Annotated in this window: 12 protein-coding genes; 6 read left to right on the forward strand and 6 right to left on the reverse strand. The window is 62.8% G+C overall.

The features are described from left to right. Window positions 1–65: 65 nt before the first annotated feature. Window positions 66–509: a hypothetical protein gene (locus tag AC4P1R_RS03865; RefSeq protein WP_069460629.1), complete on the reverse strand. Its 444-nt coding sequence runs from the start codon at window positions 507–509 to the stop codon at window positions 66–68. Window positions 510–560: 51 nt separating this feature from the next. Then, window positions 561–1,430, reverse strand: a complete 870-nt coding sequence (locus AC4P1R_RS03870) for a 23S rRNA (adenine(2030)-N(6))-methyltransferase RlmJ (protein WP_151611001.1) — start codon at window positions 1,428–1,430, stop codon at window positions 561–563. A gap of 68 nt (window positions 1,431–1,498) precedes the next feature. Between AC4P1R_RS03870 and AC4P1R_RS03875 the strand changes: the two genes are divergently transcribed. Beyond that, a complete protein-coding gene (locus tag AC4P1R_RS03875; protein ID WP_492177449.1) occupies window positions 1,499–3,631 on the forward strand; it encodes a molybdopterin-containing oxidoreductase family protein in 2,133 nt (710 codons plus the stop codon). Window positions 3,632–3,676: 45 nt separating this feature from the next. After that, the gene (locus AC4P1R_RS03880; RefSeq protein WP_069460632.1) at window positions 3,677–4,273 is read left to right on the forward strand and encodes an NUDIX domain-containing protein; all 597 of its coding nucleotides are present in this window, start codon (window positions 3,677–3,679) and stop codon (window positions 4,271–4,273) included. Window positions 4,274–4,334: 61 nt separating this feature from the next. Here the strand turns inward: AC4P1R_RS03880 and purN are convergent, their stop codons facing one another. After that, window positions 4,335–5,009, reverse strand: coding sequence for a phosphoribosylglycinamide formyltransferase (gene purN, locus AC4P1R_RS03885; RefSeq protein ID WP_069460633.1), 675 nt, complete (start codon window positions 5,007–5,009; stop codon window positions 4,335–4,337). Continuing rightward, window positions 5,006–6,076, reverse strand: coding sequence for a phosphoribosylformylglycinamidine cyclo-ligase (gene purM / locus AC4P1R_RS03890; protein WP_069460634.1), 1,071 nt, complete (start codon window positions 6,074–6,076; stop codon window positions 5,006–5,008). Before purM ends, purN begins: the two co-directional genes overlap by 4 nt. 245 nt (window positions 6,077–6,321) lie before the next feature. On the opposite strand from purM, the gene AC4P1R_RS03895 reads away from it, so the two are divergent. The 4 genes from AC4P1R_RS03895 to ppx all read left to right on the forward strand — a co-directional run bounded on the left by AC4P1R_RS03895 (window position 6,322) and on the right by ppx (window position 11,959). Beyond that, a complete protein-coding gene (locus AC4P1R_RS03895) occupies window positions 6,322–7,443 on the forward strand; it encodes an AI-2E family transporter (RefSeq protein WP_069460850.1) in 1,122 nt (373 codons plus the stop codon). 22 nt (window positions 7,444–7,465) lie between these two features. Next, window positions 7,466–8,155, forward strand: a complete 690-nt coding sequence (gene hdaA, locus AC4P1R_RS03900; protein ID WP_069460635.1) for a DnaA regulatory inactivator HdaA — start codon at window positions 7,466–7,468, stop codon at window positions 8,153–8,155. Window positions 8,156–8,261: 106 nt separating this feature from the next. Then, entirely contained in the window at window positions 8,262–10,424 is a 2,163-nt protein-coding gene (locus AC4P1R_RS03905; protein ID WP_225190759.1) for an RNA degradosome polyphosphate kinase, read from the forward strand. A gap of 11 nt (window positions 10,425–10,435) precedes the next feature. Next, window positions 10,436–11,959, forward strand: a complete 1,524-nt coding sequence (ppx, locus tag AC4P1R_RS03910) for an exopolyphosphatase (RefSeq protein ID WP_069460637.1) — start codon at window positions 10,436–10,438, stop codon at window positions 11,957–11,959. A gap of 66 nt (window positions 11,960–12,025) precedes the next feature. On the opposite strand, the gene AC4P1R_RS03915 is transcribed toward ppx, so the two are convergent. Together AC4P1R_RS03915 and rnd are read right to left on the reverse strand one after the other, a co-directional pair. Further along, window positions 12,026–13,108: an adenylate/guanylate cyclase domain-containing protein gene (locus AC4P1R_RS03915; RefSeq protein WP_492177450.1), complete on the reverse strand. Its 1,083-nt coding sequence runs from the start codon at window positions 13,106–13,108 to the stop codon at window positions 12,026–12,028. A 245-nt stretch (window positions 13,109–13,353) separates the two neighbouring features. Continuing rightward, on the reverse strand, window positions 13,354–14,505 hold the full coding sequence (gene rnd, locus AC4P1R_RS03920; protein WP_069460639.1) for a ribonuclease D: 1,152 nt from the start codon (window positions 14,503–14,505) through the stop codon (window positions 13,354–13,356).

Below are 14,505 nucleotides of genomic sequence, written 5' to 3' on the forward strand. Positions count from 1 at the left end.
GTCGCCGCTGCAGCCGGCGATCGCGAAGAGTGCGACGAACGCCGGCAAGAGCCTTTCTGCCGCGATCAACGCAACGAAGCGCAATGGGCGCCGTAGACATACCAGGGATCGAGCCCGCCAATGCAGAACTCGACATTGGAGCCGACGCCGGCAAAGCCCCATGGCCGCTCGATTACATACCACATTGAGCGGCGCAAGCCGTCGGTGGTAACCGCCGTTCCGTAGCAATATTCGCGCTCCACCAGATGGGTGTAATCACGCGGCTCGTACCGCGTGAGACCCATGTCGCGGATCTCGGAAATGGCGATATTCGCGTGGAGATAGTTTGCGGCCTTGTAGTCGAAGCGCCGGGTAATGAAGCCGAGAACGGAGGGATCGCCGCAAGCGCCGATATCGTAAGTCGGCTTGACGACGGGCGCCTCGGCAAAATCGGCAGCGGCGGCATGACCGACTGCTCCGGCGGCAATGGAAAGCGAGGTGAGAAGCATTGCGGCAAGCTTGCAAGTCATGGCTACCTCCCTGAATCACATGGAGAGATTGCGGCCGGCGGCTTGTCTCCGTCAAGTCCCTCGGTTGAGTGGCGTTTCCCCGCGCAGCCAGAAGCAGCGTGCCGAAGCGAACCGATCCTGTGTGAGATGCGCTTTCAGGAAGGGCAGCAGAATGTCGAGTTCGCCCTTGAGCGTGTAGGGCGGATTGACGATGACGAGACCCGATCCGGCGAGCCCCGTCGTGTTCCGGTCGCTTCGGACCGAGAGTTCGGCGACAAGCATTTTCGGGATGTCGAGCGCCTTCAATGCCTCATGAAATTCCTTGATCGGCGCGCCTTTCTTCAGCGGGTACCAGAGGCAGTAGATGCCTCCCGGGAAGCGGCGATAGGCCTTGGCGAGCCCATCGACCAGCCGCTCGTACTCGCCTTCGACCTCGAAGGGCGGATCGACGAGGACGAGACCGCGCTTCTCTTTCGGCGGCAGATGGGCACCGAGCGCTAGCCAGCCGTCGAGCCGCGTGATCCGGCTTTGGAAATCGCCGTCGAACAGCCGGTGCAGCGTTTCATAGTCGTCGGGATGCAATTCCATCGCCGAAAGCCTGTCCTTCGGGCGAAAGAGCATGCGCACGAGCTTCGGCGAACCGGGATAATGGGTGAGCCCGCCTTCCGGATTGAGGTCGCGCACGACCGAGAGGTAGGGCTCCAGGATAGCCGCGACCGTGGCGGGGAGTTCGGCATCGATCAACCGCCCGATGCCCTCGCGCCATTCGCCCGTCTTTTGCGCTTCCTCGCTCGAAAGATCGTAGAGTCCGATGCCGGCATGGGTGTCGAGCACCCGGAAGGCCTTGTCCTTCTGCTTCAGATAGGTGACGAGCCGCGCCAGCACCGCGTGCTTCAGGACATCGGCGAAATTGCCAGCATGGTAGATGTGCCGATAGTTCATGAGAGCCGCCGATGGCTACGATCAAATGTTTCGATGAATGGCGAAAGAGGCTTTGAGCGCCCGGACCCATGCCATATAGAAAAGCCATGAACGTTGCGACCCCCATCAACCCACAAAAATCCGTCCGCCATTCGGTCTGCCCCCACGATTGTCCCTCGGCCTGCGCGCTGGAAGTGGACCTGAGCGCCGACGGACGGATCGGGCGGCTGCGCGGTGCCGCCGACAACAGTTATACGGCCGGTGTTATCTGCGCCAAGGTGGCGCGCTACAGCGAGCGCATCTACCATCCCGGCCGGCTGATGGTGCCGCAGCGCCGCATCGGCGCCAAAGGCGAGGGCAAGTGGCAGGAAATCTCGTGGGAAGCCGCCCTCGACGAGATCGCCGATGAATTCGTGAAGGCCGAGCAGAGGTACGGCGCGGAAGCGGTCTGGCCCTATTTCTATGCCGGAACCATGGGGCAGGTCCAGCGCGACTCGATCGAGCGGCTACGTCACGCGAAGCGCTATTCGGGCTTCTTCGGCTCGATCTGTACCAACATGGCCTGGACAGGCTTCACCATGGCGACCGGAGCCCTGCGAGGTCCCGACCCGCGCGAAATGGCCAAGTCCGATTGCGTGGTGATCTGGGGCACCAATGCGGTGGCGACACAGGTCAATGTGATGACGCATGCCGTCAAGGCGCGGAAGGAGCGCGGCGCAAAGATCGTCGTCATCGACATCTACGACAATCCGACGATGAAGCAGGCCGATATGGGCATCGTGCTGAAACCGGGCACTGACGCTGCACTTGCCTGCGCCGTCATGCACGTGGCCTTCCGCGACGGCTATGCCGATCGGGCCTACATGGCGCAGTTCGCCGACGATCCCGCGGGTCTCGAGGCGCATCTTGAGACGCGAGGGCCGAAATGGGCATCCGGCATCACCGGCCTGTCGGTCGAGGAGATCGAGGCCTTCGCGAAGCTTGTCGGAACGACGCCGAGATCCTATTTTCGCCTCGGCTACGGCTTCACCCGACAGCGCAACGGCTCCGTCGCAATCCATGCGGCCGCCTCGGTCGCGACCGTGCTCGGCTCCTGGAAGCACGAGGGCGGCGGCGCTTTCCATTCGAACAACGACATCTTCAAGCTGGACAAGCGCGAACTTGTCGGCACGGCACTCAACGATCCCGACGTGCGCATGCTCGACCAGTCGCAGATCGGCCGCGTGCTGACGGGCGACGCAGAGGCGTTGCGCCGCCGCGGGCCGGTGACGGCGTTGCTCATCCAGAACACCAATCCGGTGAACGTCGCGCCGGAGCAGCGGCTGGTGAAGCGAGGCTTCCTGCGTAACGACCTGTTCGTCGCCGTGCACGAGCAGTTCATGACCGATACGGCGCAACTGGCCGACATCGTGCTGCCCGCGACCATGTTCCTGGAACACGACGACCTCTATCGTGGCGGCGGTCACCAGCACATCCTGATCGGTCCGAAACTGGTCGAGCCGCCGCCGACGGTGCGCACCAATCTCTTCGTTATCGAGGAACTGGCAAGGCGCCTCGGCGTCGACGACCGCCCCGGCTTCGGCATGTCGGAGCGGCAGCATATCGATCGGCTGCTCGCCAATTACGGGATCGGCTACGAGGAGATGAAAGTGAGGAAATGGCTCGATTGCCAGCCGCCCTTCGACGACGCGCATTTCCTGCACGGCTTCGGGCATCCGGATGGGAAGTTCCGCTTCAAGGCGGACTGGACGGGCACGCCCGCGCCGAACCGGCCGCCGAAATCCATGGGCCCACAGGGCCCGTTCGGCCAATTGCCGCAGTTTCCGGATCAGGTAGATCTGATCGAAATCGCCGACGCGCGCCATCCATTCCGGCTCGCGACCTCGCCGGCCCGCTCATTCCTGAACTCGACCTTCGCGGAAACGCCGTCCTCGATTGCCAAGGAAGGGCGGCCGGAGGTGATGATCCATGGCGGGGATGCCGCCGACCTCGGCATCGGCGATGGTGATATCGTCACGCTCGGCAACGAGCGCGGCGAAATCCGCCTGCATGCCAGGATCGGCGGCGGCGCGCGCCGCGGCGTCGTCATCGCCGAGGGGCTCTGGCCAAACGGCGCCCATCTCGACGGCGAGGGGATCAACGTGTTGACCGGCGCCGACGCGGTCGCGCCCTATGGCGGCGCGGCCTTTCACGACAATCGGGTCTGGTTGCGCCCGGCCTGAACAATATCGGGCCGAACAAGAGCCCGCTTCCGAAGAAGGACAGTCATGAAGGAACATTCCGACTCACGCGTCCGGATCATCGACCGGCGGCCGCTCTGGAACGGCTTCATCAGCCTTGAGCAGGTCACGCTAGAGCAGCAGATGTCCGATGGGACCACTGCGCGTCTTGTGCGCGAGGTGCATGACCACGGCCGTGCGGCGACAATCCTGCTTTTCGACCCGGAGCGGCAGGTGGTGGTGCTCGTGCGTCAACTTCGCATTCCGGTCTTCATGCAAGGTGAGTCGGCCTATCTGATCGAAACGCCGGCTGGCCTTCTCGATGGTGAGGAGCCGGAGGTGGCGATCTGCCGCGAGGCCATGGAAGAGACCGGTTACTGCATCGAAAGCGCCATGCATCTCTTCGACGCCTATATGAGTCCCGGCTCCATAACAGAGCGGACGAGCTTCTTCCTCGGCCGTATCGACACATCCCGGAAAGTGGCGGCAGGCGGAGGGCTTGCGCATGAGGGTGAGGACATCGAGGTCCTGGAAGTCCCTTTCGGAGAGGCCGTCCGGATGATCGGCAGCGGCGAGATCTGCGACGCCAAGACCATCATGCTTCTGCAATGGGCAATGTTGAACGGCGCAGCCCTGTCGGAATGAACGCCTAAAGAGCATACCTCGCCGGGAATTCACTGCCCGGCAGGGCAAAGGGGGTGTTTCGCTACCGCTCGAGCTGAACGGCAGGAGAAATCAGCGCGCCCGTTGCTTCGCTGGGGGCATGGCTGACGGCACAGCCATTCTTCATCTCGACCGTGCCTTCCGCAACCAGCCTCAAGGCCAGTGGATAGATCTGATGCTCGACGGTCAGGACGCGGGAGGCAAGGGTCTCCGGCGTGTCGCCGGCAAGGATCGGAACGGCGGCTTGGGCGATGATCGGGCCGTCATCCATGGCCTCGGTCACGAAATGGACCGTGCAGCCCGCAATCTTCATCCCCGCGTCGATCGCGCGCTGATGCGTATGGAGCCCCGGGAAAAGCGGCAGGAGCGAGGGGTGGATGTTGAGGATTTTGCCTTCATGGCGATGGATGAAGGCCGCCGAAAGCATCCGCATATAGCCGGCAAGGCAGATGACATCCGGCTGCAGCCGATCGAGTTCGGCAAGGATCGCCGCCTCATGTGCCTCCTTGCTGGAGAAGTCCTGTCGGACGAAGGTGGAGGTCCGGATGCCGAGTGCCGCCGCTTTGGCCAGCCCCCCTGCCTCCGCCTTGTCCGATATGACGGCGATGATCTCGGCCGGGAAATCGGGCTCGGCCGCGGCCGTCGCCAGCGACAGCATGTTCGAGCCCCCGCCGGAGATGAAGACAACGGCCTTTTTCTTGGCTGCGGATGGGCTCATAGGGCGAGATTGCCCTTGTAGATCGTGCCGGCGGCGCCTTCCTCGCGCGCGACCATGCGGCCGAGCGTGAAGACCGTTTCGCCTTCGCCGGCGAGCACTGCCGCGACACGGTCGGCTTCCGCCGCCGAGACGACGGCGATCATGCCGACGCCGCAATTGAAGGTACGCAGCATCTCGTTGGCGGCGACGCCGCCGGTCTTGGCGAGCCAGGAGAAGACGGCCGGCGGCTTGACGGCGTCGAGATCGATCTCGGCCGCGAGGTGTTTCGGCAGCACGCGCGGAATGTTTTCCGGAAAGCCGCCGCCGGTGATGTGGGCCAGCGCCTTGATCGCGCCGGTATCGCGGATCGCGCTGAGGAGCGGCTTTACGTAGATACGCGTCGGCGTCATCAGCAGGTCGGCGAGCGTACCCGCGCCGAAGGGCGCCGGCGCGTTCCAGGCGAGGCCCGAGAGCGACACGATCTTGCGCACCAGCGAGTAGCCGTTCGAGTGTACGCCGGAGGAGGAAAGCCCGAGGATGACATCGCCTTCGGCAATGTCGCCCGCCGGGAGAAGCTGCCCGCGCTCGGCGGCACCGACGGCGAAACCGGCAAGGTCGTAGTCGCCGCCGGAATACATGCCCGGCATTTCGGCCGTTTCCCCGCCGATCAGCGCACAGCCTGCCTCGCGGCAGCCGACGGCAATGCCGGCGACGATCGCCGCGCCCTGGTCCGGATCGAGCTTGCCGGTGGCGAAATAGTCGAGGAAGAACAGCGGTTCTGCACCTTGTACCACGAGGTCGTTGACGCACATGGCGACGAGGTCGATGCCGACGGTGTCGTGCTTGTCGGCGTCGATGGCGATCTTGAGCTTGGTCCCGACGCCGTCATTAGCCGCGACTAGGACCGGATCGTTAAAGCCGGCGGCCTTGAGATCGAAGAGCCCGCCGAACCCGCCGATTTCGCCGTCGGCACCCGGCCGCCGGGTCGAGCGCACATGCGGCTTGATTTTCTCGACCATCAGGTTGCCGGCATCGATATCCACCCCCGCGTCGCTATAGGTGAGGCCGTTCTTTCCCGACTGGCTCATGCTCGTTCTCCAAGGCTCGTCGCATTTTGCGGATGCGATTGGCACGGTCGGTCGAGGAGTGCAAGCGCAGAGGCCCACGGGAGCAGTGTTTTTTCACCTTTTTGCCGATCCCTCAACGGATTGAAGGGCGAGAGAGGCGAAACGGCGGGGCCCGGAGGATGCCGGACTTGACCTTGGCGTGCGCAGACCCCTATCTCGTCCTACGTCAAGGCGCGACATGTGCCGGAGGCGCGATGGGGAATATCATGATCAACCGAGTGAGCGGTTTGGGACTGCGGCGCCAGCTTTTCTTCTGGTTGCTCGTGCTCTCCGCGTTCATCCTCTTCCTGATGCTATTCAGGTCTATCCTGCTACCATTCCTCGCCGGCATGGCGCTCGCCTATTTTCTCGATCCGGTGGCGGATGGTTTGGAGCGCCTGGGCCTCAGCCGGCTGATGGCGACGATCGTCATCCTGGTGACCTTTATCTTCATCTTCGCGCTGTCGCTGATGATCATCATCCCGCTGATCTTCACGCAGGCCGCCGATTTCATCCAGAAGATGCCCGGCTATATCTCAAGGCTGCAGGATTTCCTGACAGACTCGCAGTCGACGCTGCTCCCGGACTGGCTCGCCGACGAGATGACGGTGATCAAGCAGAATTCGGCCAAGCTTCTGGAGCAGGGCGCAAGTTTCCTCGGCACGCTGTTCCAGCAGATCTGGAACTCCGGCATGGCGCTTTTGGACATCCTCTCGCTCTTCGTCATTACGCCGGTCGTCGCCTTTTACCTGCTGCTCGACTGGGACCGGATGATCGAGACCGTGGACAGCTGGATACCGCGCGACCATGTCGAGGTCGTCCGCCAGATCGCCCGTGACATGAACACGACGATTGCCGGTTTCGTTCGCGGGCAGGGATCGCTATGCGTCATCCTCGGCCTCTATTATGCCATCGGGCTTTCGCTGGTCGGGCTCAATTTCGGCATGCTGATAGGCCTCTTTGCCGGCATGATCAGTTTCATCCCCTATGTCGGGTCGCTGGTCGGCCTGGTGCTCGCCGTCGGCGTGGCGCTCGTCCAGTTCTGGCCGAACTATTTCTGGATCGTGCTCGTCCTTGTCATTTTCTTCACCGGTCAGTTCCTTGAAGGCAACATTCTCCAGCCGAAGCTGGTCGGCAAGAGCGTCGGTCTCCATCCCGTCTGGCTGATGTTCGCCCTGCTGGCCTTCGGCGCGCTGTTCGGCTTCGTCGGCCTGCTGGTGGCGGTGCCGGCCGCCGCCGCAATCGGCGTCCTTGTTCGCTTCGGAATCCAGCGATACCTTGAAAGCGACCTCTATCACGGGCATAGAACGGCCGCGAACCAGCCGTCGGAGGGCGAGGAGCCCCGCTGACGAAATTGTCCTGGGCCAGAGCATGACGAAACGTCCCTACGAACAACTGCCGCTCGTCTTCAGACACGATCCGGCCTCGGGCAGAGAAGATCTGCTCGTTTCCGACCGTTTGAGCGCGGCCATCGCCATCATCGATCATTGGCCCGACTGGCCGTCGCCTGTCGTCATCATCGCCGGACCGGTCGGTTCCGGGAAGTCGCATCTTGCCAGCATCTGGCGGCAGATGACGGGCGCCGAGGTGATCCACCCGACCGCGGGCTCGAATGCCGCCGACATCGCCTCCGCAGGTCCGGTCCTCTTCGAGGATGTCGATCGGCAGGGATTCGACGACACGGCGCTTTTCCACGTCATCAACAGCGTTCGCCAGAACGGCACGGGCCTTTTGATGACCTCGCGCCTGTGGCCGATGTCCTGGCCCGTGACGCTTCCGGATCTGCGGTCCCGTCTCAAAGCCGCCACGGTCGTCGAGATCGGCGAGCCGGACGACGAATTACTGACGCAGGTGCTCTTCAAGCTTTTTGCCGACCGACAGCTCCTCGTCGATGAGCGCCTCGTCGCCTACATCGTCAATCGGATGGAGCGCTCGCTGGCGACGGCACAGCTCGTCGTCGAACGGCTCGACCATTTGGCACTCTCGCGCGGCACGCGGCTGACCCGCGCGCTGGCGGCGGAAGTCTTGGATGAACTGGCAAATGCCCGTTGCGCCGATTGACTGTCACAGTTCCGTCGTCAAACTGAGATAGCCCGTTCATGCGGAGCAATGGGATTCGATAGGCATGGATAGCGCGACGTCTGCAATAACCGAAAAAAGGGTGGCTATGGAACAGAAGGCGCCGCCCGAGGCTGTCGACCTGTCCACGAGCCCGGAGCGCTTCGTCAATCGCGAATTTTCCTGGCTGCAGTTCAACCGCCGCGTTCTCGAGGAGACGCTGAACACGGCGCATCCGCTCCTTGAACGCGTCCGCTTCCTCTCCATCTCGGCCGCCAACCTCGACGAATTCTTCATGGTGCGCGTCGCCGGCCTCGAGGGCCAGGTCCGTTCGGGCGTTTCGCTGCGCAGCCCCGACGGCAAGACGCCGGCCGAACAGCTCGAGGATATCTTGAAGGAGATCGACAATCTGCAGATGGAGCAGCAGGCATCGCTTGCGGTTCTGCAGCAATATCTCGCCAAGGAAGATATCCTCATCGTCCGCCCGGCCGCCTTATCCGCCCAGGACAGAAGCTGGCTCGCCAACGAATTCGACCAATCGATCTTCCCGGTCCTAACGCCGCTTTCGATCGATCCGGCGCACCCGTTCCCCTTCATTCCGAATCTCGGTTTCTCGATCGGCCTCCAACTCGTCAGCAAGACCGGCCGCGAGCCGATGACGGCGCTCTTACGCCTGCCGGTTGCCCTCGATCGCTTCGTCCGGTTGCCCGACGTCAAGAACGTCATCCGCTACATCACGCTGGAAGACGTCGTAGGCCAGTTCATCGATCGTCTGTTCCCGGGCTACGAAGTCCAGGGCTCGGGAACGTTCCGCATCATCCGCGACAGCGATATCGAAGTCGAGGAAGAGGCCGAAGACCTTGTCCGCCTGTTCGAGACGGCACTGAAGCGCCGCCGCCGCGGTTCCGTGATCCGCATCGAAACCGATTCCGAAATGCCGGCCTCGCTGCGCCAGTTCGTCGTGCATGAACTCGGCGTGCCCGACAATCGCGTCGCCGTCCTGCCGGGGCTGCTGGCACTCAACACCTTTTCCGAAATCACCAAGGCGCCGCGCGAGGACTTGCGTTTCGAGCCCTACAACCCGCGCTTCCCGGAACGCGTCCGCGAACATGGTGGGGATTGCTTCGCAGCGATTCGCGAGAAGGACATGGTGGTCCACCATCCTTACGAGTCCTTCGACGTCGTGGTGCAGTTCCTGCTGCAGGCAGCGCGCGATCCGGACGTGCTCGCCATCAAGCAGACCCTTTACCGCACCTCGAACGACAGTCCGATCGTGCGCGCGCTGATCGACGCGGCGGATGCGGGCAAGTCGGTGACGGCGCTGGTCGAGCTCAAGGCCCGCTTCGACGAGGAGGCGAACATCCGCTGGGCGCGCGACCTCGAGCGCGCGGGCGTCCAGGTCGTCTTCGGCTTCATCGAGCTCAAGACGCATGCGAAAATGTCCATGGTCGTGCGCCGGGAGGAGGGCAAGCTCCGGACCTATTGCCACCTCGGAACCGGCAACTACCATCCTGTGACCGCAAAGATCTATACGGACCTGTCGTTCTTCACCTGTAACGCCGTGATCGCCCACGACATGGCGAACATCTTCAATTTCATCACCGGCTATGGCGAACCGGAGGCGGGCATGAAGCTCGCGGTGTCGCCGCACACGCTGCGCCCGCGCATCCTCCAGCATATCGACGAGGAGATCGCGCATGTGGAGGCCGGTCGGCCGGCGGCGATCTGGATGAAGATGAACTCGCTTGTCGACCCGGAGATTATCGACGCGCTCTACAGGGCAAGCCGCGCCGGCGTCGAGGTCGATCTCGTCGTGCGCGGCATCTGCTGCCTGCGTCCGCAGGTGCCGGGCCTCTCCGACAATATTCGTGTCAAGTCCATCGTCGGCCGTTTCCTCGAGCATTCCCGCATTTTCTGCTTCGGCAACGGCCATGGGCTTCCCTCAGAAAATGCGCTTGTCTATATCGGTTCGGCGGATATGATGCCGCGCAATCTGGACCGGCGGGTCGAGACGCTCGTGCCTCTCATCAACCGGACTGTGCACGAACAGGTTCTTTCGCAGATCATGCTGGGCAATCTCATCGACAACCAGCAGAGCTACGAGATTCTTCCGGACGGCACGTCGCGCCGCATGGAAGTCGGCAAGGATGCCGAGCCGTTCAACGCGCAGCATTATTTTATGACCAATCCCAGTCTTTCGGGCCGGGGTGAGGCCCTGAAGTCCAGTGCACCGAAGCTGATTGCCGGCTGGAAAAGCGGTTGGCGCAAGTAAACTGGAATTAAATGGTCGAGTCTGAAGCGCAGGGGCGTCTGCCCGGCATCCGCCCGGTTTCCGTTGTGGACATCGGCTCCAACTCCATTCGTCTGGTCATCTATGAGGGTCTGAGCCGCGCACCGGCGGTGCTGTTCAATGAAAAAGTGATGTGCGGTCTCGGCAAGGGCATCGACGCGACCGGCCGCATGGAGGAGGACAGCGTTGAACGGGCGCTGAAGGCGCTGCAACGCTTTCGCGCACTGTCGGATCAGGCGCGCGCCACCAGCATGTTCGTGCTGGCCACGGCCGCCGCCCGTGAGGCGTCGAACGGCCCCCCCTTCATCGAGAAGGCCGAAGCCATTCTCGGGCAGAAGGTACGAATCCTCACCGGAGAAGAGGAAGCCTATTTCTCCGCCATGGGCGTCCTCAGCGGATACCACGATCCCGATGGCATCGTTGGCGACCTCGGCGGTGGTTCGCTCGAGTTTGTCGATATCAGGGGCAAGGAGATCGGCAAGGGCATAACGCTACCGCTCGGAGGCATTCGTCTGTTCGAACACTCCGGCGGCTCACTGCCGAAAGCGAGGACTTGGGTTCGCAAGTTCATGAAGGAAGCGGAGGTCCTGAAGAAGGGGGCTGCGCGCACCTTCTACGCCGTCGGCGGCACCTGGCGTGCGATCGCCAAGCTTCACATGGAAATGCGCGACTATCCGCTCCACATGATGCAGGGCTACGAGATTTCATCGGACGAGGCGATGGCGGTCCTGGCGGAGGTGATCGAGCCGAAGCTCCTCAAGCCATCCGCCTTTTCGACGATTTCCAAGAGCCGCCGCAGCCTGCTGCCCTTCGGGGCGGTGACGATGCAGGAGGCAATTTCAAACATGAAGCCCGAACGCATCTCGTTTTCCGCCCTTGGCGTGCGCGAAGGCTATCTTTTCTCGCTGTTGTCGGAGGCGGAGCGCTCGCAGGATCCGTTGCTCACAGCCGCCGACGAGCTTGCGATATTGAGGGCTCGTTCGCCCGAACATGCGCGCGAGCTTGCCGAATGGACCGGCCGCATGGTGCCGTTCTTCGGCGTCGAGGAAACGCAGGAGGAAAGCCGCTACCGCCGGGCGGCATGCCTGCTGGCGGATATCAGCTGGCGCGCGCATCCCGACTATCGCGGCCTTCAGGCACTCAATGTCATCGCCCACTCGGCCTTTTCCGGCATCAGCCATGCGGGCCGCGCCTACATCGCCCTCGCGAATTACTACAGGCTCGAGGGGCTTAACGACGATGGCGCGACGGGGCCGCTCGCCCGGGTGACGACGCCGCGCCTGCTGGAGCTCGCTAAGCTGCTCGGCGGCCTGTTGCGCGTCGCCTATCTCTTCTCCGCGTCCATGCCCGGCGTTGCCCGTCACCTTACATTGCGGCCGTCGTCCCAGCCCGACACCGACCTCGAATTCGTTGTGCCCGCCGCCTATGCGAACTTCGCGGGCGAGCGGCTGGAAGGCCGTCTGCAGCAACTGGCCAAGCTGACGGGCAAGGGGCTCGCTTTCCGGTTCGAGAGCTGATCAGCGACCGCGCGTCCCCGCGGGCCCCACGCCCGCTGCTCGGTGCGCTCCTTCCTCCGCATCTCTTCAGGCGCGCAAGGGTCGCTGCGGCGCGTCGAATACCTGCCCGTCTCTTCGTGAGCCGTGGCCTGTCAGCCTGCCCCTGTGAAGCGCGAGCACTCCGAGCCTTTGGCCCCGGCCCTTGATCTCGTGCTCGCCGAGATCCTCCTCGCGGATGAATTCCGGCAGACGAATGCGCCGCAGCAGGTCGGCCGAGATCAGCACCTGCCGGTCGAGCGAGCGGCACAGGCCTTCGAGGCGCGACGTCGTGTTCACCGTATCTCCGAAATAGGTGATCTTGTGCTTGTCGACGCCGATTTCGGCGGCCACGATCGTTCCGCCGTGGATCGCCGCCCGCAGGCGCGGCACCTCACCATAGTCCTTTTTCCAGCGAGCGGCGTCCGCTTCGACCTCGTCCAGGATGTCGAAGATGCAGCGGATACAGGCGGCATCGGCCACGGCGCGGGCGAAGGGCCAACTGATGATCGCGGAATCGCCGACATAATCGTCGATCGTGCCGCGGTAGCGCAGCACCGGATCGGCCATAGTTGCAAACAGTTTCCCCAGAAATTCCTGCGCCTTGAGATCGCCGAAGCGTTCGGCAAAGGAGGTCGAGCCGACGAGATCGACGAAAAGAAACACGCGCTCTTCCTGTATCGGCTTACGATAGTGGCCAGTCAGCAGGCTTAAGAAAACATCGCGGCCGAGAAGTTCGCGCACGCGCAGCAGGAAGATGATCGGACCCGATACAACGAGTGCGTAGATGAGCGCATTGAAGGAGGGAACCAGCGCGTCGCTCCAGTCCTGTTGCAGCACGCCGGTCAGTTTCAGCGCCATGCCCGCCGCGGCAAAGCCGAAATTCTCTATTGTGAAATAGACGGCGACCGACGATAGCAAAAAGCCGGGAGTCGGAAGACTGTGGATTTTTCTGTAGAGACGCCGGAAAATGATGCGCCGTTCAAAGGCCAGCACCGGCATGCATATGAAAACGGCATAGGTTGCGCCGATGAGCGCGCCATCTCCATAGACGACCCAGGCGTAGGCCACGCCACTGCCCGCGACGACCAGCAACGCCAGGATGAATTCGAGCGTGGAAAACCTCCAGCGCATGCGTAAGGGCCTCGCAATCGGAGAACGCAGAACAGTCCGGCTCGTCCGAACCTATCCGATCCTCTGCGCTTTACCAGGATCCGTTGATCGATTCCCGTTGGCTATAGCATTTCGTAGTCAGGTGGAATCATCCGGTGTCGCACAAATGCCGCAAAAACAAACAGATAGAGCGGCAGCGACATTTATGTGAGCGCATTCCGCTCTAAAATCGGATTCGGGCGGAAAGTTGTTGTCCGGGCACGCTTTCAATCGCCGATCGTCATCGCCTCGATCTTCTTGTCGACGAAACGCAAGGCAACCTCGCCATTGATGAGCTTCAGCGCCATGTCGCCGAAAAGCTCGCGGCGCCAGCCCTTGAGGGCGGCGACATCGGCCTTCTCGCCGTCTGCGGCGATCCGGTCCAGGTCTTCGCTGTTCGCGATGATCTTGGCCGCAACGCCTTCCTTCTCGGAAATGAGCTTCAGCAGCACCTTCAGCATCTCGCCTGCCGCGCCCGCGCCCTCCGGCGCATGATTCTGTCGCGGCAGCCGAGGCAGTTCGGCCTTGGGAATCGCAAGTGCCTCGTTCACCGCCGCGACGACGGCGGCGCCGGCGCTGGAGCGTTCCCAGCCCTTTGGGACGGTCCGGAGCCGGCCGAGCGCCTCCGCGTCTTTCGGCTGCTGCTGGGCGACTTCGTAAATCGCGTCGTCCTTCAAAATCCGGCCGCGCGGCACGTTGCGCGTGCGTGCCTCGCGTTCGCGCCAGGCGGCCACCCTCTGCAGCACCGCAAGCTCGATCGGCTTTCTCACACGCATCTTCAGGCGCTGCCAGGCGTCGTCCGGATGCAGGTCGTAGGTCCCGCGGTTTTCGAGGATAGCCATTTCCTCTGCCAGCCAGGCGGAGCGCCCTTCACGCTCCAGCTCCTTCTTCAGGTACTGGTAGATGTCTCGGAGATGGGTGACGTCGGCCAGCGCATATTCGAGTTGCTTGTCCGTCAGCGGTCTGCGGCTCCAGTCGGTGAAACGCGAGGATTTGTCTATCTGTTCGTTCTTGATACGGTTGACGAGCTGATCGTAGGAGACGCTATCGCCGAAGCCGCACACCATGGCGGCCACCTGGGTGTCGAACAGGGGATGCGGGATGAGGTCGCCGAGATGATGGATGATTTCGATGTCCTGACGCGCGGCATGGAAGACCTTGACGACGTCTGGATTGGCCATCAGCGCGAAGAAGGGCGCGAGATCGATCCCCGGCGCCATCGGGTCGACGATGACCGCCATCTCGGGGTTGGCCATCTGGATCAGGCAGAGTTCCGGCCAGAAGGTGGTTTCACGCAGGAACTCGGTGTCGATTGTAATATAGCTCGAGCGGGCCAGCGCTTGGCAGGCGGCCTCCAAATCTGCGGTTGTTTGTATCAT

This window comes from Sinorhizobium sp. Y406 (assembly GCF_058732025.1).

What these genes read in the sequence shown, in the direction of transcription:
- AC4P1R_RS03865 (WP_069460629.1), bottom strand. Translation starts at nt 509, where the DNA reads ATGACTTGCAAGCTTGCCGCAATGCTTCTCACCTCGCTTTCCATTGCC.
- AC4P1R_RS03905 (WP_225190759.1), top strand. Translation starts at nt 8,262, where the DNA reads ATGGAACAGAAGGCGCCGCCCGAGGCTGTCGACCTGTCCACGAGCCCG.
- purN (WP_069460633.1), bottom strand. Translation starts at nt 5,009, where the DNA reads ATGAGCCCATCCGCAGCCAAGAAAAAGGCCGTTGTCTTCATCTCCGGC.
- AC4P1R_RS03880 (WP_069460632.1), top strand. Translation starts at nt 3,677, where the DNA reads ATGAAGGAACATTCCGACTCACGCGTCCGGATCATCGACCGGCGGCCG.
- ppx (WP_069460637.1), top strand. Translation starts at nt 10,436, where the DNA reads ATGGTCGAGTCTGAAGCGCAGGGGCGTCTGCCCGGCATCCGCCCGGTT.
- AC4P1R_RS03870 (WP_151611001.1), bottom strand. Translation starts at nt 1,430, where the DNA reads ATGAACTATCGGCACATCTACCATGCTGGCAATTTCGCCGATGTCCTG.
- AC4P1R_RS03915 (WP_492177450.1), bottom strand. Translation starts at nt 13,108, where the DNA reads ATGCGCTGGAGGTTTTCCACGCTCGAATTCATCCTGGCGTTGCTGGTC.
- purM (WP_069460634.1), bottom strand. Translation starts at nt 6,076, where the DNA reads ATGAGCCAGTCGGGAAAGAACGGCCTCACCTATAGCGACGCGGGGGTG.
- rnd (WP_069460639.1), bottom strand. Translation starts at nt 14,505, where the DNA reads ATGATACAAACAACCGCAGATTTGGAGGCCGCCTGCCAAGCGCTGGCC.
- AC4P1R_RS03875 (WP_492177449.1), top strand. Translation starts at nt 1,499, where the DNA reads ATGCCATATAGAAAAGCCATGAACGTTGCGACCCCCATCAACCCACAA.
- hdaA (WP_069460635.1), top strand. Translation starts at nt 7,466, where the DNA reads ATGACGAAACGTCCCTACGAACAACTGCCGCTCGTCTTCAGACACGAT.
- AC4P1R_RS03895 (WP_069460850.1), top strand. Translation starts at nt 6,322, where the DNA reads ATGATCAACCGAGTGAGCGGTTTGGGACTGCGGCGCCAGCTTTTCTTC.